We start from the raw sequence: 21,895 nt of genomic DNA on the forward strand, positions 1-21,895 counted from the left end.
CGTAGACTCGGGCGATGAGCCTTCTCGCTGCGGAGCACGCGCTCCAGGCCGCCCAGCGTGCCGGTGACGTCGACGCGCTGGACGCGTTGCTGCACCCCCGCTGCGTGGGCGTCGGGCCGGACGGGTCCGCCTTCTCCAAGGAGGACGACCTGGAGAGCCACCGCTCGGGCCTGCTGCGGATCACCCGCCTGGAGGAGGAGTCGCTGGACGTCCAGGAGGACGCCGCGAGCGGGGTGACCCGGCTCGTCGCGGCCGTCGAGGCGGTCCAGGGTGGTGCCACCGTCGCCGCGCGGCTGACCTACACGCGCCTCTGGGTGCGCGCGGACGACGGCTGGCGGGTCCTGGCCGCCACGCTCGCACCGGCGACCGAGCCCGCCTGAACCCGGTCCGGCGTCACCCGCCGGTGAACACGGTGATGGTCAGCGGTGCGCCCACGTCGTCGCACGCGTCGCCGAGGTCGCTCTCGCCGGCGTCCCACTCCGGGGAGTGCACACCGATCGACTCGCCCGGCGCCCCGGGCGTGACCGGCGCGGCCGCCTGCAGCGCACCGATCGCCGCCTGCACGGCGCTGTCGCCGTCGGACGGCAGGCGATCGAGCACGCGGGTCGCCAGCCGGTACCAGCCGTCGTGCTCCTGCGCGTCCATGCGGCCGTCGGCGAGGCTGAGGTCGGCGTTCTCGAGGATGGTCAGCACGTCGCCGTAGGCGGTGCAGGCGGCAGCATCCTCCGCGGTGCCGTCCGCGGCGGCGGCGTCGGCCTCCGCGACGGCCGGAGGGCCCTGCGGCGCGGCCTCGGCCTCACCGTCACCGTCGCAGCCGCCCAGGACCCCGGCGCCCAGCACCGCCGCCGTCACGACTGCCCACCGCTTCGCTCGCACCCGCGCACGCTCCCGACGTCGATTCCTGAGGGGACGACTGACGGCGAGAGTCTGCCGCGAGCACGCCGCGACGTCGAGGGACACGCCGACCGCGCCAGGCGCCCGGTCGGCACGACGCCCCCAGCGCGTCGTGCCGACCCGTCCCCACGTCCTCCCCGTGAGGTGGTCGTGGTGGCGACCGGGCGTCTCAGCCGACCGCGCGGAACGGACCCCACGGGCCGGCGCCCGGCTCCTGGCCGCGCGACCACCACTGCGCGACCCACACCGCGCCGTCGTGCACGACCGCGTCACCCGACCGGAACACGCGCGTCGAGGTCCAGACCGGCACACCGCGCTCGTCGACGGACAGCTCCTCCCACGGACCCCACGCCGAGCCCGGCGTCGTCCCCCGCGCGTACCACTGGGCGCGGAACACCGCGCCGTCGTGGACGACGACGTCGCCCGCGCCGTACGTCGCGCGCGGGTCGTAGGCCGGGGCGTCGACCGGGCCGAGACGACCCGCACCCGCCGACGACCGCACGATCGAGGGCACGGCCCACGTCGGGTCGATGCTCCCGTGCAGCGTCGGCGTCCAGCGCGCCTCGTCGGCGAGCCGGTCCGCCTCCCCCACCGAGGCGTTGTAGGCCGCGAGGACGTCGACGGGTTCGCCGTTCACCGTCGAGCCCGTCTCGAACAGCCGCTCGCCCTTGTACCGGCCGATGATCCGCGCCGGGTCGACGCCCGCGGCGAGCTCGAACGCGTTGTTCTCCGCGTAGATGCTCGAGTCGACGCCCGCGCCCCAGTAGTACTGGAAGATGCCCTCGCGCGTCTGCTCGTAGAGCTCGTTGTAGACGTGCACGTCGCCGAACCGCACGCGCGGGGCGCGCTGCCCGACGTCGGTCCACCGGTTGTGGTGGTACGTCACCTTGTGCTTCCCCGCGTCCTGGGTGCGGCTGTCCGACGACCCGAGGATCGCCGTCTTGTCGTGGTCGGAGAAGTGGTTGTACGAGACGGTCACGTGGTCCGACCCGTGCGTGATGTCGAGCAGGCCGTCGTGGATCTCGTACGGGCGACCGAACACCGTCGGCAACGACGACGGCGGGTGCTCGCCGTCGTCGAACGTGCTGTGGTCCACCCACACGTTCTCCGACGTCCACACCGACACGTTGTCGTACGCCGAGTTCCAGTTGCCGGCGTCGCCGTCGCCCGGGTCCCACGCGGGGAAGCAGTCGCGCGCGTCGGAGAACGTGACGTTGCGGACGATGACGTTGCGCGCGTCACGGATCCGCAGGCTCGCGCCCACGACCTGCGCGTCCGCGCCCAGGCCGACGATCGTCACGTTCGACCCCACGTGCTGGAGCGTGAGCTTCGCCTGCTCCGCGGCGGCGACCACGCGCGCGTCCTCGAGCGGGCCGGCCGGATCCACCCATCCGTACGTCGCGGGGTCGTAGGCCGCGACGTAGTCGTCCATCGAGAACGGGGCGGTGCTGCCCGAGACCGGGACGGTCGAGGCGATCGCCTCGCAGCTCGTCCCGGCGAACGCGTCGATGCGTCCGTCGACGTACACGATGCGCGGCGTCGTGTCGGTCCGCGCCCCGGCACCGCCCAGCGCGGCGCGCAGCTCGTCCCAGGTGTCGACGACGTACACGTGCTCGGCGCTCGCCGCGCTCCCGCCCGTGGTGCCGCCGTTCGCGGCGCCCCAGCCGTCGTTCGCGCCGAGCACCTGCCGGCCGAGGTCCGCCGCGCCGGGGACGCCCGGAGTGCCGCCATCCCCTCCCGCGGCGTCCGGCGCTGCGCTGCTCGTCAGCGCGGTCCCCGTCACCGCCATCACGACCGCGGTCGCCGCGGCCAACGGGACCCTCACCCACCGTCCTGCCATCACCCAACTCCTTCGTCGGTGCAAGAAACCGGTTTCTCACCGGCGTCGCCGAGTCTGGCACACCGAGGACGGAAAGCGCTACCCCGTCGGGCCCTCGCCGCGGGCGGCCGCCGAGAGGATGTCGCGATGCGAACCGCTCACCCCGACGGGTCGTCTCCGTGACGTCACACGCCCGAAGGTCACCCGCGCGCGGACCGGCGAGCGAGGCCCGGGGCGGCGAGGGCGACGAGCCCCGCGGTCGCGGCGGCGAAGGCGACGACCATGAGGCGCAGCGGTTCGACGGTCAGCGCGAGCCCGAGGAGCAGCACCGGGACGGCGAGCCCGACATAGGCGACGAGGAAGATCCCCGCGAGCACCTCGCCGCGCCGCTGCGGTTCGGCGAGCGACCCCGCCGTCGCGAGCGCGCCGCGGAAGAGGATGCCGACGCCCGCCCCGGCGACGATCGCGCTGGCGACGAAGCCCGGCAGGGACGCGAGCCCGACCGAGACGGCGAGGACGACGAGCCCGCTCAGGGTCAGCGCGACCGCGAGCGCCACCTGCCGCGCCGGGGTGAGCCGCCCGGAGGCGATCTGGGCGAGGGCGGCGGACGCGAACACCGCGGCGGACACGAGTCCCGCGACGAGTCGCGAGCCCTCGTGCATGACCGTCGCGAGCACGCTCGGCGTGAGGGACGTGAAGAGCCCGAACACGGCGAAGCCGGCGAACGCCGCCGCCGCCGCGGCGAGGAACGTGCCGCGCCCCGACCGCGGCACCGCGACGCGCTGCGGGCGGTAGGCGTACGGGCCGACCGGCGGCCCCACCGTCTCGGGCACGAGCACGGCGGCGAGCACCGCGGCGGCGAGCAGGACGGCGAACGCGACGTACGGCGTCGTGAGCGGGGCGGGCGCGGCCTGGGCCAGCAGCCCGCCGACGAGGGGCCCGAGCGCGAGGCCGCCGATGTTCGCCAGACCGGCGACCACGCTCGCGTCGCGCGAGCCGTCCGGACGCGCGACCGCGCGCAGCTCGGCGAGGTGCGCCGTCGCCGTCGCGGTCACGGCACCGATCCCTGCACCGGAGACCAGCCGCGCGACCACGAGCCCGCCCAGCCCGTCGAGCGCGAGGAACAGCAGCGCCGCGACGAGCTCGGCCGCGAGGCCGAGGAGCAGCACGCGCCGGCGCCCGAACCGGTCGCTGAGGTGACCGACGAGGTAGAGGCTCGCCGCGACGCCGACCGCGTAGGCGGCGAAGACGACGGTCACGGCGACCGTGGGCAGCCCGTCGCGCGCCTGGTACAGGGGATAGAGCGGGGTCGGGACGGTCGAGAACGCCATCGCGGTGGCGAACGCGAGCGCCACGACGAGGAAGCCGGAGCCGTGCGAGAGGAGCGGACGCCGCCGGGTCGCCCGCGGGGAGGTTCGTGCGAGACGCGGGGTGTGCGTCGAGGTCGAGGTCATGCGCACCACCGTGCGCCTGGTCGGCTGATCGTGTCCAACGACTTGTCCCGATACCTCTGATCGCGATCACCGATCATTGGGTAGCCTCGCTCCATGGAGACGCGCCAGCTCGAGTACTTCGTCGCCGTCGCCGAGGAGCTGAGCTTCACGCGCGCCGCCGCCCGCGTGTTCGCCGTGCAGTCGAGCGTGTCCGCGGGGGTGCGGGCGCTCGAGGTCGAGCTGGGCGCCCGGCTGTTCGAGCGCACCAAGCGCAGCGTCGCGCTCACCTCGCAGGGCGAGGCGCTGCTCCCCCGGGCCCGCGCGGTCCTCGACGCCGTCGACGAGGCGCGCGCCGCCGTCGCGCCCGGCCCGCACCTCGTGCGCGGCACCGTCCGCCTCGGTGTCTTCACCAACCTTGGATACCTCGGCCTGCCGCGCGTGCTCGCGGCGTTCCGCGAGCGCCACCCGGGCGTCGAGCTGCGCCTGACGCCGAGCCCCGCCGGCTCGACGGGCCTCGGGGAGGACGTGCGCCGCGGGGTCGTCGACGTGGCGTTCACGGGGCTGGACCCGCAGGACCACCCGGGCCTGCGGTACACGCGCCTCACGTCCGCGACGTTCGTCGCCGTCCTGCCCGCCGGGCACCCGCTCGCGGGTGCGGCGTCGGTCGCGCCAGGCGACCTGGCCGACGAGCGCGTCGTGACGACCCCGCGCGGGTTCGGCAACCGCGTGGTCGCCGAGCGCGCGTTCGCGCACGCGGGCGTCGCCCCCCGCGCCGACACGGAGGTCGCGGACGTCGGGGACCTGCCCGCGTTCGTGGCCGCGGGGTTCGGGGTCGCGGTCGTGCCGGCGGACATGTACGAGCCCGCCGACGGCGCGGTCGCGGTCCCGCTCGACGCGCCCGAGGCGTGGTCCCTCGGGCTCGTGACCCGGTCGCACCCGAGCGCCGCGGCCGCGGCCCTGGTGGCCGGGCTCCTCGATGCGCTCGGAGGCGAGCCCGTCCCGCGCTGAACCGACGCTGGTAGCATCGGCACGTGCTCATCGAGGTCGACAGACTCTAGCCGCCGAGCCGTCGGCGGCCCGTCCCAGCGCACCCTCTCGCCGCAGGCTCCGTCCCGGAGCCCTCGCGAGCGACTCTCCCCCGGCCACCCGCCGTGGCCTCGTCGCGCCTGGACCCCCCGCACCGCTCCGCGCCGCCCTGTCCTTCCGGCACGACCCTGCCCGCACCACCGCGGGCACGAGGAGCACCTTCATGTCCACCCTGCACCGCTCCGCGGTGACCCTGACCGACCTCACCTTCGAGTGGCCCGACAGCACCGTCGCGCTCGCGCACCTCACCGGCACGTTCGGTACCGGCCGCACGGGCCTCGTCGGCGACAACGGCGCCGGCAAGTCGACCCTGCTGCGTCTCGTCGCCGGCCTGCTCACCCCGACGTCGGGCCGCGTCACGACCAGCGGCGACGTCGCCTACCTGCCCCAGACCCTGACCCTCGGCCAGGACGCGAGCGTCGCGCGCCTCCTCGGCATCGACGGCACGCTCGCGGCACTGCGTGCCATCGAGTCCGGGGACGTGGACGAGCGCCACTTCGACGCCGTCGGCGACGACTGGGACGTCGAGGGGCGCGCCGCGCAGGCGCTCGCCGAGATCGGTCTCGACGGCGTCGGGCTCGACCGGCGGGTCGGCGAGCTGTCCGGCGGCGAGGCGATGCTCGTCGCGATCAGCGGGCTGCGCGTGCGGCGCAGCCCGATCACGCTGCTCGACGAGCCGACGAACAACCTCGACCGGGGCACGCGCGCCCGGCTCGCGGCGCTCGTGGACGACTGGCCCGGGACGCTCGTCGTCGTGAGCCACGACCTCGACCTGCTCGAGCACATGGACGAGACCGCGGAGCTGCACTCCGGCCGCCTGACCACGTTCGGCGGTCCGTACAGCGCCTGGCGCACCCAGCTCGAGGCGGACCAGGCCGCCGCGGCGCAGGCCGCGCGGACGGCCGAGCAGACGCTGCGGGCCGAGAAGCGCCAGCGCGTCGAGGCCGAGACCAAGCTGGCGCGCCGCGAGCGGACGGCGCGCACCGCACAGGCGAACCGCACGGGGTCGCGCATCTCCATGGGCCTGCGCGCGTCCGCGGCGCAGGTGTCGGCCGGCTCGATGCGCCAGGGCCTGGATGCCAAGGTCCAGGCCGCGCAGGACGCGCTCGACGCCGCGGCGGCCCGCGTCCGCGACGACGAGCACGTGCACCTCGTGCTCCCCGACCCCGACGTGCCCCGCGGCCGTCGCCTCGCCGAGCTGCACGGGACGAACCGGACGGTCGTGGTCCAGGGGCCCGAGCGCGTGGCGCTCGTCGGCGCGAACGGGACCGGCAAGACGACGCTCCTGGAGAACCTGCTCGCCGGTCGCGCACCGGAGCCCGGTCGGGCCGGCGGCGCGCTCCTCACCGACCGCGTCGGCTACCTGCCTCAGCGGCTCGACGGGCTCGACGACGCCCGGAGCGCCCTCGACAACGTGCGCGACGGCGCACCGGGCGCGGCCCCGGGCACCATCCGCAACCAGCTCGCGCGGCTGCTGCTGCGCGGGTCGAGCGTGGACCGACCGGTTGCGACGCTGTCCGGCGGCGAACGGTTCCGCGTCTCGCTCGCGCGCCTCCTGCTGGCGGACCCGCCCGTCCAGCTCCTGGTGCTCGACGAGCCGACGAACAACCTCGACGTGCGCAGCGTCGACCGGCTCGTCGAGGCCCTGTCCGGGTACGCGGGCGCGCTGCTCGTCGTCAGCCACGACGACGGCTTCCTCGCCCGCCTCGGTGTGGACGTCGTGCTCGAGCTCGACGCGGACGGCGCCCTCCACGAGGTGCGTGTACCGGCGCGCTGAGGCCGCCGTCCGTGCGCCCCCGCTCGACGGCGCGCCCCGGGACGCCGACGATGGACCGAGGGCGCGGCACGGGCCGACGCCGCGATGCCGGGTCGCGCGACGGGAGGTGCACCCGTGGGCTGGTACACCGAGCACGTCGTCGACACCGGGCGCGCGCCGGCCCTGTTCGCGCTCGTCGGGTTCGTCGTGACGTTCGTCGTCGTGCGGTCGATCACGCGTAGGATCCGGTCGCGCCGGGAGTCGGAGGCGCCTCCCGCGCCCGGCACTGCTCCGGCTCCCGCCACGGCCACGCGGCCGCGGCGTGCGCTCCTGGGGGACGTGTCCGTCGGGGGCATCCACGTGCACCACCAGGTGTGGGGCATCCTGCTCGTGCTGCTCACCGGCATGCTCGAGTTCCGGTACTCCCCCGGCCACCCCTGGTCGGAGGTGCTGGCGCTGCTGTTCGGGGCGGGGGCCGCGCTCGCGCTGGACGAGTTCGCGCTGTGGCTGTACGTGGACGACGTCTACTGGACCGAGGAGGGCCAGCGCTCGATCGACGCGATCCTCGTGGGCGGCGCGCTCGGGGGCGCGCTGCTCCTGTCCGCCTCGCCGATCGGCGTCACGTCCGACGGCGCGCAGGGCGGGTGGGTCGCGTACACGGTGACGGTGGTCGTCCACCTGGCCCTCGCGTTCGTCTGCGTGCTCAAGGGCAAGCTCGTGACGGGCCTCCTGGGGGTCGTCGTCCCGGTCGTGGCGTTCGTCGGGGCGGTCCGCCTCGCCAAGCCGTCGTCGTTCTGGGCCCGACGGCGGTACGCGCGCCGGCCGCACCGCCTCGCCCGCGCGCAGGCGCGGTTCGGTGCCCGCTACCAGGCCCGGCGGGAGCGGGTGCGCACCCTCGTGGGCGGCCGCGCCGACGGCGACCCGCCGCGTCCGGCGGCGTAGCGCGGGCTCAGATCAGGTCGGGCGCGTCCCGCACGACGGCGCCCATCGCCGCGGTGGCGGCGGCGTCCGCGTCGGCGTGCGGCCAGCCCGGGCTCACAGCCCGCGCGTGGTCGTTGAGCGCACGCAGCACGTCGAGCGCCCGCGCACCCACCGCGCGGGCCTGCGGCGTGAGGCCGCCCCGGATCTTGAGCTGACCGAGCACGATCGCGACCTGCGCCCGCGCCTCGGCCCCGAGCGCCGCCTCGTCGAGCTCGCCGGAGCGGAGCCCGTCGGACGCGGCCTGGCGCCCGGCCGACCAGACGTCCTCCGGCACCCCGAGGTCCCACGCCGCGAGGAGCCCGTCGACGAACGCGGGCAGCGCGTCGTCGCGGCCGTCGGCCGCGTACCACTCCTCGAGGTCCCGCAGGGCGTCGTGCCCGGAGTCGTTGCCGAACGGCGAGAAGTCCTCGCCCTCGTCGTAGAACGGCTCGGGGGCGAGGGACACGAACACGGGGTGGCTCGTCGTGGGAGACAGGCCCTCGTCGCGGTCGTCGAGGTAGAGCGTCATGGTGGCGACCCTAGACCCGTGCCGGACCCGTCGTCGCGCCGTCCGGACGTCAGTCCCGGTTCCAGCGTTCGAGCTTGGACGGGCTGAGGACGACCCACGCCTCGGCGACCCGGCCGGACCGCACCGCGACGCTCACGACGCCCGTCACGACGCCGACCTGGCGCACCACGAGGCCGGCGACGCCGTTCACCGAGCGCGCCGCCACCTCGACGTCCGGACCGGGGCGCAGGACGCGGCACAGCGCCCGCGCCGTCTCGTCGACGCCCTCGACCACTCCCGGCGTCGCGGCGGCGCTGCCCGCCGCGTCGACCCACAGCGTCGCCGTCGGGTCCAGCAGTCCGCGCACCGCGTCCCGGTCGCCGTCAGCGGTCGCACGCAGGAGCGCCTCCACGACGCGGTCGTGCGCGGCGCGGTCTGCCTCGAGCCGTGCCGCCGCGCTGTCTCGCTGGGGCATGCCGCGCCTACGCGGGGACGGCCGCGAGCTTCTGCGGATTCATCATCCACAGCACGCGGTCGATGCCGTCGGTCGTGGCGCGGACCGTGAGCACGGCGAAGAGCTCCCCGTCGCGCGAGAGCTTGACGGCCGGGTACCCGTTGACGTCGGCGGGCTCGACCTCGACGCCCGCCCAGAAGCGCTCGGCGAACGCGTGGTGGTACTTCGCGACGCGCGGACGCCCGACGACCGGGAACTTCGACGCGCGGACCACTCCCCCGCCGTCGGAGTAGGAGATGACGTCCTCGGCGAAGAGCTGCTCCAGGAGCGCGACGTCGCCCGCCTTGGCCGCGGCGACGAAGGCGGTGAGCAGACGGCGCTGGGCCTCCGGGGTGACGCGCGTGCGGCGCTCCTCGCCGAGGTGGCGGCGCGCCCGGCTCACGAGCTGGCGCACGCTGGCCTGCGAGTGCCCGATGATCTCCGCGATCTGCTCGTACGGGTAGTCGAACGCCTCGCGCAGCACGTACGCCGCGCGCTCGGTCGGGGTGAGCTTCTCCAGGAGCATGAGCAGCGCGACCTCGAGCGCCTCGCCGCGCTCGGCGCCGAGCGTCGGGTCGGCGCTCGTGTCGACGGGTTCGGGCAGCCACGGGCCGATGTACGTCTCGCGGCGCACGCGCGCGGACTGGGCGACGTTGATCGCGAGGCGGGTCACCGTCGTGGTGAGGAACGCGTCCGGGTTGCGCACGGTGGACCGGTCGTACGTCTGCCAGCGCACCCAGGCGTCCTGGAGCACGTCGTCGGCCTCGGCCGCGCTGCCGAGGATCCGGTACGCGATCCCGAACAGCCGGCGCCGCGCCGCGCTGAACTGCCGCTCCGCCGACTCCAGGTCCGTCCCTCGTCCGTCCACGTCCGACATCCTCGCCCGCCCTCGCCTCGCCGTGAAGCCCTGCCGGTCGGCAGGGCGCTCTCGTGCACCCGACCGGACAGGGTCCGGATCTGTGACAAGGGCACGACGAACGGACCGTGCGTGGGTCCGGCGGCGGGTGGGACCAGCCGCGATCTGCTTGGCGCGTACCCGCGAAGGGCCGCCTGAAACCCGGTGCTCCCGCTCTTACCTCACGACTCGACCGGACCCGTCCGACGCGCGTCGTCCCTGCTGCCCCCTCCGACCGAGCGGGCGTCCGGCGTGTGACACGCGGCCCGCCGCGCACGAGTCCTGCGTGCGTTCTTCGTGGTGCTCGGCCCCGGCAGTCCGGAGGCTGGAGGGGCAGGGGACGACCGATCGCACCGAAGGAGAGATGACCATGAGCGAACCCGTCCTGGAACCGGAGGCGCAGGCGTTCGCCGACGCCGTCGCGACACCCCCGTTCGTCGACGAGCTCGGCCCCGAGCGCGCCCGCAAGGTCCTCGACGACCTGCAGGCGCAGCTCATCGAGATGGCACAGGTGGAGGAGGTCTGGGTCACGGTCCCCGCGGGCGATGGCTCGGTCCGGGTCCGCGTCGTCAAGCCCCGTGGCACGACCGGCACGCTGCCCGTCGTGCTGTACATGCACGGCGGCGGTTGGGTGCTCGGCGACGCCGGCACGCACGACCGCCTGGTGCGCGAGCTCGCGGTGGGCGCCCGGGCCGCCGTGGCGTTCGTCGAGTACGACCGCTCCCCCGAGGCCCGCTACCCCGTCGCTCTCGAGCAGGGGTACGCGGCGGCGCGCTGGATCACGACCGAGGGCGCCGCCCTCGGTCTCGACGCGTCCCGCCTCGCCGTCGCGGGCGACTCGGTGGGCGGGAACCTGACCGCCGCGCTCACGCTGCTCGCCAAGCAGCGAGGTGACGTGACGTTCGTCCACCAGTCGCTGTACTACCCCGTGACCGACGCGGCGCAGGACACGGCCAGCTACCGCGAGTTCAAGGACGGCCCGCACCTCACGGCCCGGGCCATGGCGTGGTTCTGGGACAGCTACCTGCCCGACGTCGACCGGCGGTCCGAGATCACGGCGTCACCGCTGCGCGCCTCGCTCGACGACCTGGCCGGGCTCCCGCCCGCGTTCGTGATCGTCGACGAGAACGACGTGCTGCGCGACGAGGGCGAGGCGTACGCGCGCCGGCTGCTCCAGGCCGGCGTCCCGACGACGAGCCTGCGCTACAACGGCACGATCCACGACTTCATGATGCTCAACCCGTTGCGCCCGACGCGTGCCACCACGGCCGCGGTCGAGCAGGCGGTCCACGTGCTGCGCACCGCGCTCGGCACCCTCTGACCGGTCATGACCCGGTCCTCGCCCGCGACGTCCGGTCGCCGGGCGGCCCCTCCCGCACCGAGAGAAGGAAGAACCATGTCCACCACCCAGCCCCTCGTCCTCCTGGTCCACGGCGCGTTCGCCGGCTCCGACAGCTGGGACGGCGTCGTCGAGCGCCTCCTCGCGCAGTCGGTCGACGTCGTCGCCCTGGCCAACCCGCTGCGCTCCGTCACGGGCGACGCCGCGTACGTCCGCGACGTGGTCACGGCGGTCGACCGTCCGGTCGTCCTCGTCGGGCACTCCTACGGCGGCATCGTCGTGACCGGCGCCGCCGCGGACAACGAGGCCGTCAAGGCCCTCGTCTACGTCGGGGCGTTCGCGCCCGACGCCGGGGAGTCCGCCCTCCAGCTCTCGGGCAAGTTTCCGGGCAGCACGCTGGGCGAGACCCTGATCGGCTACCCGCTCACGAGCGGGGGCAACGAGCTGCGGATCCGCGGTGACGCGTTCCCGTCGCAGTTCGCGGCCGACGTCCCGGTCGAGCGCGCGGTCGTCATGGGCGCCGAGCAGCGTCCCGTCACCGAGCTCGCGCTGAGCGAGGGCCTGCCCGGTGCGGACGCGGCCTGGCGGCACGTCCCGTCGTGGTTCGTCTACGGCGAGGAGGACCGGAACATCCCGGCCGAGCTCCAGCGCTTCATGGCCGAGCGCGCCGGGTCGCGCGGGACCACCGCGGTCGCCGGCGGGTCGCACGCCCTGTCGGTGTCGCGCCCCGCGGAGGTCGCGGCCACGATCATGGACGCGGTCGCCGCCGTCTCCTGACGCGCCGACCGGCGCGGCCCCCGTCGTCCCGGCGACGGGGGCCGCCGTCGTCCCCGGTCCGGACGAGGGCTCCTGCCGCGCGCGCCGCGGCGAGGCCCTCGGCGTCGCCCGATCCCTCGAAGAGCTCGACGGCCCGCGCCAGGTCGGCACGCGCGCCCGCGTGGTCGGCCTCGGCGCGTCGGGCGCGGGCGCGGTACACGTGCATGTGCGCCGCCGACGGCCGGGCACCCTGCGCCAGGAAGCCCGTGATCGCCTCGGCGGCGACGCGGCGCGTGGTCGCCCAGTCCTGCCGGTCGAGGCTGATGCGCGCGATCGCGCCGAGCGCGTGCAGCGCGGTGAACTCGGCGACCTGCCCGCGCGGGGCGGTGCGGGGGTCGCGCACGAGCGCGACGACGTCGCGCAGGTTGGCGATCGCCTCCTCCTCCCGACCCAGCCCGGCGAGCCCCTGGGAGCGCTGGAAGAGCGCCTGCGGCAGACCCTCGCGGTCGCCGGCGCGCCGGAAGAGGTCGGCGGCCTCCTCCGACGCCGCCACGCACAGCTCACGGTCGCCGGCCGCGCTCGCGCACCATCCCACGTAGTAGGCCGCCCAGGCGCGCAGACCCGGGTCGCCGTCGCGCTCGGCCGCCTCCCGCGCACTCCGGGCAGCCGCCATGCCCGCGACCACGTCGCCCTGGCAGTGCACCACCGCCCAGGCGAGATAGCCCTGGTGGGTCGCGAGCAGCGCGTCGTCACCGAGCGCCCCCGCCGCCGCGGCCGACGCCCCGTAGACCTCGTGCCAGTGGCCCCAGTAGGGCCACAGGTCGGAGAACCAGTGCAAGGCCTCCGCGACCTCGACCACGGCGGCGTGGTCCCCGCCGCGGGCGGCCCTCTGGAACGCGGCGAACCAGGCTGTCGCCTCGTCGACGAGCCAGGCCCGGGCGTCGTCGCTCGACGCCAGGCCGACGACGTCCGCGGGGTCCGCGGAGCCCTCGCCCAGGACGTCCGGCTCGAACCAGCGCCCGGCCCGCACCGTGGTGCGCAGGAGCCAGGCGTCCGCGCGCCGCCGCACGGCGGCGCGCGCCTCGGCCGGCTCGGCGTCCTCGAGCGCCCGGTGCGCGTAGAGGCGCAGCAGGTCGTGGAGCGCGTACCGGTCGTGCTCGGCCGGGCGCACGAGGCTCAGGGACACGAGCTCGTCGAGCAGCTCCTCGGTCGTCCAGACCGGCTGCTGCGCGAGCGTCGCGGCGAGGCCGGTGCCGACGTCGCGCCCGTCGGCGAGCGCGAGGCGCCGGAACAGCCGCTGCGCCGCCGGCCCGAGCTGGTCGAACGAGAGGTCGATCGCGGCCCGCACCGAGAGGTCGCCGGCGGACAGCGCGTCGAGGCGCCGGTCGGCGACCGCGAGGCGCGCGGCGAGCGCGTCGACCGTCCACGTCGCGCGGCTCGCGAGCCGGTTCGCCGCGATGCGCAGGGCGAGCGGGACGTCGTCGCACAGGGCGGCGAGGCGCGCGAGGTCGTCCGCGGACGCCTGCTGCTGCGGCACGAGGCGCGCGAGGAGGGCGCGCGAGTCGTCGGGGCGCAGCCGCTCGAGGTCGACGCGCACGACGTCCTCGAGCCCTTCGAGGTGCCGGCGGCTCGTGACGAGCACCGCCGCCGGCGCCGCCGACGGCAGCGCGGCGCGCACCTGCGCCTCGTCGTGCGCGTCGTCGAGCACGACGAGGACACGCCGGCCGTCGAGGAGCGCGCGCAGCCGGGCCGGGTCGGAGCTGCCCCGCGTGCCCGTCCCGACGAGCGCCTGGACGAGCCGCGCGACGACGCTTCCGGGGCTGACCGCGTCGGGAGACGTGCCCGCGAGCTCGAGGAAGAGCTGGTCGTCGAACTCGCCCTGGAGTCGCTGCGCGGCGCGGACCGCGAGGCTCGTCTTGCCGTATCCCGGTGGTCCCGTGACCACCACGACGGGCGCGGGCGACCCCGGGGCCGCCCGCAGCGCGCGCGTCACCCGGTCGAGCTCGTGCTCGCGCCCGGTGAAGTCGGCGGCGCCGCGCGGCAGCGGCAGCCGCCACCCGGGCCCGGGGCGGGACCGGCGACGTCCCTCGCGCGCCGCGCGCAGGACGAGCGCCCGGTCCTCCTCGTCGAGGCCGAGCGCGTCGACGACCGCGAGCATCGTCCGGTGCTGGGGGCCGAGGGCGGCGCCCCGCTCGATGTCGCTGAGGGTGCGGTCGCTCACGCCCGACAGCTCCGAGAGCCGTTCGAGCGTGAGGTCGGCGGCGAGCCGGAACCGGCGCACCGTCGGGCCGAGCGCTTCCGTGTCCATGCGCGCCTCGCCGTCGTCTCGGGGTGAGTCCTCGGGTGGAGCGGGGATGCGCGCCCCGCGGCGTTCGACCGCCGGGCGCGCGTCCGGTCGTGCTAGCGCGCGGCGACCGCCTGCTGCTGGCGCCAGTCCGCGAGGCGGGTGCTCGCGATCACGGCACCCTCGCCCGGGACGAGCGAGTCCTCGGACAGCGGTGCGCCGAAGTACCGCGCCTCCGGGTCGGCGACGACCTCGCGCGGGTCGTCGAGCGACGCGAGCGTGGTCCGCACGAGCTCGTCGAGGCGGAAGACCTCGGGCCCCGCGACCTCGACGATCCCGCGCACCGGCGCCCCGGTGACCACGTCCGCGACGGCGACCGCCACGTCGGAGGCGGCGATCGGCTGGAACAGGACCGGGGCGAGGTGCACGACCCCGTCCTGCGTGGCGCCGTCCGTGATCGACGCGAGGAACTCGAAGAACTGCGTCGCGTGGACGATCGAGTACGGTACCGGCGAGCCCGTGATGAGCTCCTCCTGCGCGATCTTCGCGCGGAAGTACCCGCTCTCGGTCAGGCCCTGGGTGCCGACGACGGAGAGCGCGACGTGGTGGCGGACGCCCGCCTTCTGCTCGGCCGCCAGGAGGGTGCCCGTCGAGGTGCGGAAGAAGTCGAGGACCGCCTGGTCCTCGAACGAGGGCGAGTTCGAGACGTCGACCACGACGTCCGCGCCCTCCAGCACCTCCGCGACGCCCTCCCCGGTCAGGGTGTTGACGCCCGAGTTGGGCGAGGCGGGGACGGCCTCGTGGCCGCGGTCCCGGAGCACGGTGACGAGCTTCGAGCCGATGAGACCCGTTCCGCCGATCACGACGATCTTCATGGTGTCCTCCTGTCGCTGCGTGCGGCGCGTGCCGCCCTGTCACCCTGTCGACCGGGCGACCGCCCGGCGTGTGACACCTCCCGGGACCGTGCCCATCGGCAATCCGCTCGATCCCGTCCGGGACGCGTGCCAGGGTGGTGCCCATGGCCGACACCACCGACGTCCGACCGGACGCCCTCGACCGCGTCGCGTGGCCCGTCGCGACCCCGCGCCTCACGCTGCGTCGCGCCCGCCCCGAGGACGCCGACGCGCTCTTCTCCTACCGCAGCCTGCCCGCGGTGGACCACTGGCTCTCCCAGCGGTTCTCGAGCGTCGAGGAGTGGCGCGAGCACCACGGCGAGCCCGACCGGCTCGCGACGACGCTCGTGGTCGAGCACGACGGCGAGGTCGTCGGAGACCTCTACCTCGCGGTGCGCGACGGCTGGGGCCAGCGCGACGTCGTCGACCGCCCCCGCCCGGACGAGGCGGAGATCGGCTGGGCGTTCTCGCCGTCGCACCAGGGGCGGGGATACGCGACGGAGGCCGTCCGGGCACTGCTGACGGTGTGCTTCGACGACCTCGGACTGCGACGGGTCGTCGCGAACGCGTTCCTGGCGAACGAGCCGTCGTGGCGGCTCATGGAGCGCGTCGGCATGCGGCGCGAGGGCGTCGGCGTGCGCGACTCGCTGCACCGCGACCTCGGCTGGGTCGACGGCGTGACGTACGCGCTGCTCGCCGAGGAGCGACGCGCCGGAGCCTGACCCCACGCCGCCTCAGGAACGCGCTACGTCGCGCTCGACCGCGCGGCGCGCCACATCGCCACGACGTCCCGCACGGGGTAGCGCAGGTAGGTCCGCTGCGGCCGGGTACCGCGGACCAGCGCGTCCGTGCCGCCGTCGCAGTACACGACCTGTCCGGTGGTCGAGCGGTTCTCCGCGGAGGCCAGGTGGGCGAGCAGGTGCGCGACGGGCGCGAGCGGGCCGGGGGCGCCGAGCGGCTGCGGGAGCGCGGTCTCCAGGAGCGCCCGGTCCCGCTCCCACGTGGCCAGGACGGCCTCGGTCGCGACGATGCCGGGCGCGACGGCGTTGAGGACGATCCCCGCACCGGCCCACTCCTCGCGCACGGCCGTCGTCCGCACCCAGTGGTTCAGTGCGATCTTGCTCGAGCGGTAGAGCTGGCTCCCGCGCCGGGTGCGGACCAGGTGCCGGGCGGTCGCGAGCGCCCGCCCCTCGTCGCCGCGCGCGCACGCGCGGACCAGGGCGCCGCTGCCCCGGTGGAGCGTCGAGGACGACGAGACGACGACGGCCGCCGGCGCGGAGGAGCCCGCGAGCGCGGGTCGCAGCCCGTCGAGCACCTCGACGGTGCCGAAGTAGTTCAGGGCCACGGTCTCCGGTCGCGGGGCGCCGGACCCCGCAACCGCGACGACGGCGTCGAGCCGGTCGTCCGTCCGCCCACGGACCTGCTCGACCAGCGCGGCGCGGCCCTCCGGGGTCGTGAGGTCGGCGCGGACGTCGACGCCCTCGCCCACCCCGCACGCGACGACGTCGGCCGTCCGCGCGAGCAGCCGGGCAACCTCCCGACCGAGGCCGGAGTCCGCTCCGGTGACGACGTAGCGACGGGGTCGGCTCGGGGACTTCATGCGCCCACTCTGCCACAAACTACAGATCTGCATAATTGCCTGGACGCAGCTAGGCTCGTCGCGTGACGAGCGAGAACGGACACGACGCCCGGCGACGGCGCACCCACGAGGCGATCCTGGCGAGCGCCGCACGCCTCTTCGAGGCGCAGACGTTCGCCGGCACGACGGTGGCCGAGGTCGCACGCGCCGCGAACGTCTCGGAGCGGACGTTCTACCTGCACTTCCCCACCAAGGAGGACCTCCTCTTCGACCACGTGCACGGGTTCACCGAGCTCGCGTGGCGCGTCGCGGAGGAGTCGCGCGCGCCGTCGGCCGGCGCCCGGGTCGACGCCGCGGTGCGGGCGCTCGTCGACGCCGCGACGTCGGACGACGCCCTGGTCGCCCAGGCGCGTGCTCGCGCGGCCCTGGGCGGGAGCGGTCGCGTGCCGGCCTCGCTCTCTCTCCGGCTCGCGACGCTCGTCGCCGGGCTCGCCGACCGCGTCGCGCGCGGGACGCGGAGCCCGCTGCGCGACGTCGCACCGATAGTCGGCGCCGCGGTGGGCGCGGTCGGGGCCGCGGGGCAGGTCCTCGCCCAGGAGACCGACGACCCCGCGGCCCTGCGCGACGGGATGCTCGCGGCGCTGGACGCCGCGCTCGTCGGCTTCCGGGACTGAGCCGACCTGGGTGTCGGTGCGCCCCTGAGGTGGTCGGCGGGCGTGCGAGCGACCCGCTCCGGGGAGAGGCTGTGACCCCGCCCGCACCACCCTCCGAGGAGTCGTCGATGCCCGGCACCTCCGCCCCCGGGGCGGCCCCCACGAGCGCGGTCCCCGCGCACGCCGCGTTCGTCCCCGGCGACGTGGTGCGCGCCGCGGCCGCGGCGAGCCTCGTGGTCGCCGTGGGGCTCGACGGCGTCGCGGTGGCGCTCTTCCTGCTCGTCCTGGGCGGCACGATGGTGCCGCGTGCGCTCGGAGTCGCCGCTCCCCTGGACGTCGCGTACGGGGGCACGCTCCTCGCGTCGGCCTGGGCCGCGCAGCTCGAGTGGTACCGCGCCGTGCCATGGCTCGACCTGCCCGTCCACGCCGCCTGCACGGGCCTCGTCGCCGCCGTCGCGTACGTCGCGCTCCTGCGCACGGGCCTGCTCGCCGACCCGGGCACGCTGCGTCCCGGACGCGCCCGCGCGGGCACCCTCGTCGTCGTCTCCGGCCTGGGCGCGGTGCTCGCGGTCCTGTGGGAGCTCGGCGAGTGGGCCGGGTACACGTACCTCGACGACCGCATCGGCGTCGGCTACGGCGACACCGTGACCGACCTCGCCGCCGGGCTGCTCGGCGCCGTCGTCGTGGGACTCCTCCTGCCCGGGACCCTCCGGCGCGGAGCGACGCCGTGACCCGCCCCACGGTCTCCGTCGTCGTCCCGGTCCGCGACGACGCCGAGGCCCTCGACGAGTGCCTCGCCCTGCTGGCCCGGCAGACGATCGCGCCGCTCGAGGTCGTGGTCGTCGACAACGCCTCGAGCGACGACTCGGCGCTCGTCGCGAGCCGCTGGGGCGCGGTCGTGGTGCGCGAGGAGCGCGTGGGCATCCCCGCGGCGGCCGCCACCGGGTACGACGCGGCCCGAGGCGACGTCATCGCCCGCCTCGACGCCGACTCCCGCCCGGACGCAGCGTGGGTGCAGCGGGTCGTGGACCGCATGGCCGACGACCCCCTCCTCGACGCCATGACCGGCACCGGGACATTCGACGACCTGCCGCGCGGCGCGCGCACGGCCGTCGCGGTCGCCTATCTCGGGGCGTACTACGTCCTGTGCCACCTCGCGCTCGGCCACACCGCGCTCTGGGGTTCGTGCATGGCGCTGCGCCGCACGGCCTGGACCGCGGTCCGCGACAACGTCGTCCGCGACGACCCGGAGGTGCACGACGACCTGGACCTCTCCTTCCGCCTCGGGCCACGGCGGCGCACCGCCCTCGTCCGGTCGTGGCGCGTCGGCGTCTCGGCGCGGTCGCTCCGGGGACGGCGCCAACGGCGGCGCCGTCTCGACCGTGCATGGCGCACGCTGCGCGTCAACTGGTCGGCCGCGCCCCCGTGGGAACGGTGGCGCGACCGCTGGCGCTGAGCCCGGTCACGCGGCGCTGTTCCGCCACGCGCGCCGGCGCGAAGCCCCCACGCCGTCCTCGCGGTCGAGCCGTGCGAGGAGGCCCGCGAGCGCCCCGGCGATCGGCTGCCCGGTCGCGTACTCGACGAACAGCCACTGACCGGCCGGGTTGATCTCGAGGAACACGTAGTCCCCCTCGGGGGTGCGACGCAGGTCGACCGCCCCGTACCAGAGCCCGAGCACTTCCATGAGCCGCAGGAGCGCGGCGGCGACGTGCTCGGGGAGGTCGTGGACCGTCGTCGGGCAGTGGTGGGTGTCGACCCGGAAGTCGTAGGCGTACCCGGACTCCTCGGTCCGCAGCTCGGCCGCGAAGAGCTGCGTGCCGACGATCGTCACGCGCACGTCGGACCCCGCGACGGCCTCCTGGAAGATGACCGGCGCGTACCGCACGCTCTCGAGGAGGTCGAGGTCCGCCTCGCGCACCGGGCGGGTCTCGCGCCACGTCGCGGGCGTGCCGCTGAAGGGCTTGAAGATGACCGGGCCCGGCTCGCGACGCAGGAAGTCGCGGGCTCGTGCGGGGTCGTTGGTCATGCACGTGCGGGGCACGCGCAGCCCGAGCCGCGCGGCCACCTGGAGCTGCCACATCTTGCGCGAGCCGGCCTCGTCGCGGTCCGGGTCGTTGACCCAGGTGGCGCCGAGGCACGACCACAGCCCGGACACCGCGGCCGCGATCTCCCCGTGGGCGAAGCCGCGGTCCTGGGGCGAGCGGACGTCGTCGTGCAGGGAGAACGGCTGCGGGCGCCGCCACCACACGGCCCGCAGCTGCGTGGCGTCCACGGCGCTCACGCCCGCGGCGCTCGTGTCGACCCAGTCGGCCCGCCACCCGGCCGCGTCCTGCGTCGAGGTGAGCGACACCGAGCGCGGGGCGTGGCCGGTGTCGAGGAGCACGTGGGGAGCGCCGAGCGCGTCCAGGTGGCGGACGACCTCCGTGGTGTGGAGGTCGTCCGCGTGCGACACGATGCCGATCATCGGGTCACTGCCCGGCCTGGAGCTGGACGAGGGCCGCCTCGACGGCCTCGAGGGTGGCGCGCGCGTCGGCGACGGCCTCGACCAGCGCGCCGACGACGTCGACGGCCTCGCCCTCGACCTCGTCGTCCACGAGGGACTCGGCGCCCTGGACGAAGGGCCGTGCGCCCGCGAGCGCGCCCGCCTGGACGAGCCGCCCGATCGCGGGGTTCACCACCGGGTCGAACAGGTCGTCGATGTCCAGGATCCCCTCCTGGAGCGTGTCGCCCGGTCCGGTGCCGACGTCGCCCGCGAACCCGGTCGCGACCGGGTTGTCGGCGGCGAACCGCGTGTCGGCCTGGAAGATCGAGTCCAGCGCCCGCGGGGTCCCGCCCTGGTCCCGGAGGAACGACGTCCCGATCTGGTCGGCGACCGTGTGGGAGTCGGCCTGCCGGATCGTGAGCACGTCCACGGCCCGTGCGGTGTCGGCGGCGCGGAGCGTGCCGACCTGGTCGGCCGCCTTGACGGTCGCGATGACGTCCTGCGCGAGGGACGTGAACCCGTCGTCGGCGGTCGCGGTGCGCGCGCCGTGCGGCAGCGCCTGGAGCGTGGGCGACACGGCCCGGATGCCCGCGATCGCGGTGCCGAAGTTGGACCCGGTGCCCGCCGCGTTGCAGCCGCCGTTGGTGTGCACGCCGACGAGCTCGCCCGCGGGCCCGAGGATCCCCGACCCGGAGTTGCCGCCGAGCGTGTCGATGTCGTCGTACCGGACCTGGTCGGTCGTGACGACCGTCGCCGGACCGGCCTCGATCCGCTTCGGCATCCCTGCGGGGTGGCCGATGATCGCGAGCATGTCCCCCACGGCGGGGTTCGCTGTCGCGACGGCCGTGAACCCGTAGGTGTTCCCCGGGTTCCCGCCCACGCGCACGACCGCCATGTCCAGCCCGCCGAGGCGGTACTCGACGAGAGCGACGATCGGGAAGCTCACCTCGGTCCGCAGCACGCCGCTCGCGTCCACCTGGTAGAGCACGTTGACGTGCATGCTCGTCGCGATCTGCTGCGGCGTGACGACCTGCATCGAGCCGTTCTGGCGCGGCAGGACCCAGCCGTCCGCGCTCTGGTCGAACAGGTGCCCGCACGTGAGCACGAGGTCCGGGGCGATGAGCGTGCCGCTGCCCCAGCGGACGCCGTCGACGTTGCCCGGGTTGGTGAAGACGCCGCCGAGCCCGGTGTTCCACTGCACCTGCACGGCCTGCTTCTGGTGGGCGTTCACGTACGCCTGGGTGACGCCCAGCGTGCCGTCGTACTGCTCGACGGGCTGGGAGTCGTCGGTGGCGCCGCAGATGGACTCGAGCATCTCGGCGTAGGTGGGCTCGTCGCCCGCGATGGACTCGAGCGTGAGCGGTATCCGCTCGGGCAGCGGCGGGTAGAGCGCGTCGACGGTGTCCGGCGTCTCTGGCACCTCGCGCCGGCTCGGCTTCTTGGGTGCCGACTTCCTGGTTCCAGCCATGGGGTCCCCCCTCGGTTCGGTCCCCTGCACCTGGAGGGAGGGGGGCGAACGTGGACCCGGACGGGAACGGCGCGCAGAACCGCACCACACGCCGGCGCGCGCGGCCGGGCCCGCCCCGCGACGGGGGTGGGCCCGGCCCCGGGTCAGCGGCTCGCCGCGACGTCGAGCACCCAGGTCACGCCGAACCGGTCGGTGAGCATCCCGTACAGGGGAGCCCAGCCGGACGACGCGAGCGGCGCGACGACGGTCGCGCCGTCGACGAGCGCGTCCCAGTAGCCGCGGACCTCCTCGACGTCGTCACCGCGCACCGAGACGAAGAACGGCGCCTCGCCGGGGCTCCAGGGTCGTCCCGCCGGGACGTCGTACGCCATGACGCGGAAGCCGCTCGGCGCGCTGACCTGGCCCCAGACGACGAGGTCGGCCTCGGCCGGGTCCGGCGCCTGGCCCAGGTCGCCGTACGTGGTGAGGACGAGGTCGCCGCCGAACACCGCGTGGTAGTGCTCGAGCGCGGCGCGGGCGTCGCCGCGAAAGTTCAGGTGGGGGGTGGTCTGGACGGGCATGGCGTCTCCTCCGGGTCGGTCGTCGGGCCCGCGGCCG

22 protein-coding genes are annotated in these 21,895 nt (G+C 75.5%); 10 read left to right on the forward strand and 12 right to left on the reverse strand.

Annotated features, from left to right (window positions below; genetic code table 11):
- Positions 1–14 precede the first annotated feature (14 nt).
- Positions 15–380, forward strand: a complete 366-nt coding sequence (locus CCE02nite_RS03785) for a nuclear transport factor 2 family protein (protein WP_141388303.1) — start codon at positions 15–17, stop codon at positions 378–380.
- A gap of 13 nt (positions 381–393) precedes the next feature.
- On the opposite strand, the gene CCE02nite_RS03790 is transcribed toward CCE02nite_RS03785, so the two are convergent.
- From CCE02nite_RS03790 to CCE02nite_RS03800, 3 genes are all read right to left on the reverse strand, one after another.
- Positions 394–876 (reverse strand): hypothetical protein, encoded by a 483-nt coding sequence (locus CCE02nite_RS03790; RefSeq protein WP_141388305.1) that lies wholly within the window; start codon positions 874–876, stop codon positions 394–396.
- Positions 877–1,063: 187 nt separating this feature from the next.
- The gene (locus tag CCE02nite_RS03795) at positions 1,064–2,719 is read right to left on the reverse strand and encodes a pectate lyase family protein (RefSeq protein ID WP_141388307.1); all 1,656 of its coding nucleotides are present in this window, start codon (positions 2,717–2,719) and stop codon (positions 1,064–1,066) included.
- Between the two features lie 194 nt (positions 2,720–2,913).
- Entirely contained in the window at positions 2,914–4,167 is a 1,254-nt protein-coding gene (locus CCE02nite_RS03800) for an MFS transporter (RefSeq protein ID WP_141388309.1), read from the reverse strand.
- A gap of 93 nt (positions 4,168–4,260) precedes the next feature.
- Here CCE02nite_RS03800 and CCE02nite_RS03805 point away from each other — a divergent pair, with 93 nt between their 5' ends.
- The 3 genes from CCE02nite_RS03805 to CCE02nite_RS03815 all read left to right on the forward strand — a co-directional run bounded on the left by CCE02nite_RS03805 (position 4,261) and on the right by CCE02nite_RS03815 (position 7,930).
- A complete protein-coding gene (locus CCE02nite_RS03805; protein WP_141388311.1) occupies positions 4,261–5,154 on the forward strand; it encodes a LysR family transcriptional regulator in 894 nt (297 codons plus the stop codon).
- 241 nt (positions 5,155–5,395) lie between these two features.
- Positions 5,396–7,009 (forward strand): ABC-F family ATP-binding cassette domain-containing protein, encoded by a 1,614-nt coding sequence (locus tag CCE02nite_RS03810; RefSeq protein WP_174774880.1) that lies wholly within the window; start codon positions 5,396–5,398, stop codon positions 7,007–7,009.
- A 114-nt stretch (positions 7,010–7,123) separates the two neighbouring features.
- The gene (locus tag CCE02nite_RS03815) at positions 7,124–7,930 is read left to right on the forward strand and encodes a hypothetical protein (RefSeq protein ID WP_141388313.1); all 807 of its coding nucleotides are present in this window, start codon (positions 7,124–7,126) and stop codon (positions 7,928–7,930) included.
- A 7-nt stretch (positions 7,931–7,937) separates the two neighbouring features.
- Here CCE02nite_RS03815 and CCE02nite_RS03820 read toward each other — a convergent pair whose 3' ends face one another.
- The 3 genes from CCE02nite_RS03820 to CCE02nite_RS03830 are packed head-to-tail and all read right to left on the reverse strand — an operon-like array spanning position 7,938 to position 9,817.
- The gene (locus CCE02nite_RS03820) at positions 7,938–8,477 is read right to left on the reverse strand and encodes a hypothetical protein (RefSeq protein ID WP_141388315.1); all 540 of its coding nucleotides are present in this window, start codon (positions 8,475–8,477) and stop codon (positions 7,938–7,940) included.
- A gap of 49 nt (positions 8,478–8,526) precedes the next feature.
- On the reverse strand, positions 8,527–8,931 hold the full coding sequence (locus CCE02nite_RS03825; protein ID WP_141388317.1) for a sigma-70 family RNA polymerase sigma factor family protein: 405 nt from the start codon (positions 8,929–8,931) through the stop codon (positions 8,527–8,529).
- A 7-nt stretch (positions 8,932–8,938) separates the two neighbouring features.
- Positions 8,939–9,817: an RNA polymerase sigma-70 factor gene (locus tag CCE02nite_RS03830; protein ID WP_255318617.1), complete on the reverse strand. Its 879-nt coding sequence runs from the start codon at positions 9,815–9,817 to the stop codon at positions 8,939–8,941.
- A gap of 397 nt (positions 9,818–10,214) precedes the next feature.
- Here CCE02nite_RS03830 and CCE02nite_RS03835 point away from each other — a divergent pair, with 397 nt between their 5' ends.
- The gene (locus tag CCE02nite_RS03835; RefSeq protein WP_141388321.1) at positions 10,215–11,165 is read left to right on the forward strand and encodes an alpha/beta hydrolase; all 951 of its coding nucleotides are present in this window, start codon (positions 10,215–10,217) and stop codon (positions 11,163–11,165) included.
- A gap of 75 nt (positions 11,166–11,240) precedes the next feature.
- The gene (locus tag CCE02nite_RS03840) at positions 11,241–11,960 is read left to right on the forward strand and encodes an alpha/beta fold hydrolase (protein WP_141388323.1); all 720 of its coding nucleotides are present in this window, start codon (positions 11,241–11,243) and stop codon (positions 11,958–11,960) included.
- On the opposite strand, the gene CCE02nite_RS03845 is transcribed toward CCE02nite_RS03840, so the two are convergent.
- Both CCE02nite_RS03845 and CCE02nite_RS03850 read right to left on the reverse strand, forming a co-directional pair.
- On the reverse strand, positions 11,932–14,247 hold the full coding sequence (locus CCE02nite_RS03845) for an ATP-binding protein (protein ID WP_141388325.1): 2,316 nt from the start codon (positions 14,245–14,247) through the stop codon (positions 11,932–11,934). The two genes, CCE02nite_RS03840 and CCE02nite_RS03845, sit on opposite strands and share 29 nt — an antisense overlap.
- 92 nt (positions 14,248–14,339) lie before the next feature.
- Positions 14,340–15,098: an SDR family oxidoreductase gene (locus tag CCE02nite_RS03850; RefSeq protein ID WP_141388327.1), complete on the reverse strand. Its 759-nt coding sequence runs from the start codon at positions 15,096–15,098 to the stop codon at positions 14,340–14,342.
- A 143-nt stretch (positions 15,099–15,241) separates the two neighbouring features.
- Here CCE02nite_RS03850 and CCE02nite_RS03855 point away from each other — a divergent pair, with 143 nt between their 5' ends.
- Positions 15,242–15,838 (forward strand): GNAT family N-acetyltransferase, encoded by a 597-nt coding sequence (locus tag CCE02nite_RS03855; RefSeq protein ID WP_141388329.1) that lies wholly within the window; start codon positions 15,242–15,244, stop codon positions 15,836–15,838.
- A 23-nt stretch (positions 15,839–15,861) separates the two neighbouring features.
- On the opposite strand, the gene CCE02nite_RS03860 is transcribed toward CCE02nite_RS03855, so the two are convergent.
- On the reverse strand, positions 15,862–16,716 hold the full coding sequence (locus CCE02nite_RS03860) for an SDR family oxidoreductase (protein WP_141388331.1): 855 nt from the start codon (positions 16,714–16,716) through the stop codon (positions 15,862–15,864).
- A 62-nt stretch (positions 16,717–16,778) separates the two neighbouring features.
- Between CCE02nite_RS03860 and CCE02nite_RS03865 the strand changes: the two genes are divergently transcribed.
- The 3 genes from CCE02nite_RS03865 to CCE02nite_RS03875 all read left to right on the forward strand — a co-directional run bounded on the left by CCE02nite_RS03865 (position 16,779) and on the right by CCE02nite_RS03875 (position 18,804).
- Positions 16,779–17,369, forward strand: coding sequence for a TetR/AcrR family transcriptional regulator (locus CCE02nite_RS03865; protein WP_141388333.1), 591 nt, complete (start codon positions 16,779–16,781; stop codon positions 17,367–17,369).
- 107 nt (positions 17,370–17,476) lie between these two features.
- Positions 17,477–18,079, forward strand: coding sequence for a DUF2238 domain-containing protein (locus CCE02nite_RS03870; RefSeq protein WP_141388335.1), 603 nt, complete (start codon positions 17,477–17,479; stop codon positions 18,077–18,079).
- Positions 18,076–18,804, forward strand: a complete 729-nt coding sequence (locus CCE02nite_RS03875; protein WP_141388337.1) for a glycosyltransferase family 2 protein — start codon at positions 18,076–18,078, stop codon at positions 18,802–18,804. Before CCE02nite_RS03870 ends, CCE02nite_RS03875 begins: the two co-directional genes overlap by 4 nt.
- 6 nt (positions 18,805–18,810) lie before the next feature.
- Here the strand turns inward: CCE02nite_RS03875 and CCE02nite_RS03880 are convergent, their stop codons facing one another.
- The 3 genes from CCE02nite_RS03880 to CCE02nite_RS03890 all read right to left on the reverse strand — a co-directional run bounded on the left by CCE02nite_RS03880 (position 18,811) and on the right by CCE02nite_RS03890 (position 21,858).
- The gene (locus CCE02nite_RS03880; protein WP_141388339.1) at positions 18,811–19,812 is read right to left on the reverse strand and encodes an MvdC/MvdD family ATP grasp protein; all 1,002 of its coding nucleotides are present in this window, start codon (positions 19,810–19,812) and stop codon (positions 18,811–18,813) included.
- 4 nt (positions 19,813–19,816) lie between these two features.
- The gene (locus CCE02nite_RS03885) at positions 19,817–21,298 is read right to left on the reverse strand and encodes a trypsin-like serine peptidase (RefSeq protein WP_141388341.1); all 1,482 of its coding nucleotides are present in this window, start codon (positions 21,296–21,298) and stop codon (positions 19,817–19,819) included.
- 143 nt (positions 21,299–21,441) lie between these two features.
- Positions 21,442–21,858 (reverse strand): VOC family protein, encoded by a 417-nt coding sequence (locus CCE02nite_RS03890; protein WP_141388343.1) that lies wholly within the window; start codon positions 21,856–21,858, stop codon positions 21,442–21,444.
- Positions 21,859–21,895: the final 37 nt, after the last annotated feature.

The sequence above is a fragment of the Cellulosimicrobium cellulans genome (assembly GCF_006539945.1).
Classification (GTDB): domain Bacteria; phylum Actinomycetota; class Actinomycetes; order Actinomycetales; family Cellulomonadaceae; genus Cellulosimicrobium; species Cellulosimicrobium cellulans.

Coding starts and splice junctions, on each gene's coding strand:
- CCE02nite_RS03785 (WP_141388303.1), top strand. CDS start 15: ATGAGCCTTCTCGCTGCGGAGCACGCGCTCCAGGCCGCCCAGCGTGCC.
- CCE02nite_RS03800 (WP_141388309.1), bottom strand. CDS start 4,167: ATGACCTCGACCTCGACGCACACCCCGCGTCTCGCACGAACCTCCCCG.
- CCE02nite_RS03805 (WP_141388311.1), top strand. CDS start 4,261: ATGGAGACGCGCCAGCTCGAGTACTTCGTCGCCGTCGCCGAGGAGCTG.
- CCE02nite_RS03810 (WP_174774880.1), top strand. CDS start 5,396: ATGTCCACCCTGCACCGCTCCGCGGTGACCCTGACCGACCTCACCTTC.
- CCE02nite_RS03820 (WP_141388315.1), bottom strand. CDS start 8,477: ATGACGCTCTACCTCGACGACCGCGACGAGGGCCTGTCTCCCACGACG.
- CCE02nite_RS03825 (WP_141388317.1), bottom strand. CDS start 8,931: ATGCCCCAGCGAGACAGCGCGGCGGCACGGCTCGAGGCAGACCGCGCC.
- CCE02nite_RS03835 (WP_141388321.1), top strand. CDS start 10,215: ATGAGCGAACCCGTCCTGGAACCGGAGGCGCAGGCGTTCGCCGACGCC.
- CCE02nite_RS03840 (WP_141388323.1), top strand. CDS start 11,241: ATGTCCACCACCCAGCCCCTCGTCCTCCTGGTCCACGGCGCGTTCGCC.
- CCE02nite_RS03845 (WP_141388325.1), bottom strand. CDS start 14,247: ATGGACACGGAAGCGCTCGGCCCGACGGTGCGCCGGTTCCGGCTCGCC.
- CCE02nite_RS03850 (WP_141388327.1), bottom strand. CDS start 15,098: ATGAAGATCGTCGTGATCGGCGGAACGGGTCTCATCGGCTCGAAGCTC.
- CCE02nite_RS03855 (WP_141388329.1), top strand. CDS start 15,242: ATGGCCGACACCACCGACGTCCGACCGGACGCCCTCGACCGCGTCGCG.
- CCE02nite_RS03860 (WP_141388331.1), bottom strand. CDS start 16,716: ATGAAGTCCCCGAGCCGACCCCGTCGCTACGTCGTCACCGGAGCGGAC.
- CCE02nite_RS03870 (WP_141388335.1), top strand. CDS start 17,477: ATGCCCGGCACCTCCGCCCCCGGGGCGGCCCCCACGAGCGCGGTCCCC.
- CCE02nite_RS03880 (WP_141388339.1), bottom strand. CDS start 19,812: ATGATCGGCATCGTGTCGCACGCGGACGACCTCCACACCACGGAGGTC.
- CCE02nite_RS03885 (WP_141388341.1), bottom strand. CDS start 21,298: ATGGCTGGAACCAGGAAGTCGGCACCCAAGAAGCCGAGCCGGCGCGAG.
- CCE02nite_RS03890 (WP_141388343.1), bottom strand. CDS start 21,858: ATGCCCGTCCAGACCACCCCCCACCTGAACTTTCGCGGCGACGCCCGC.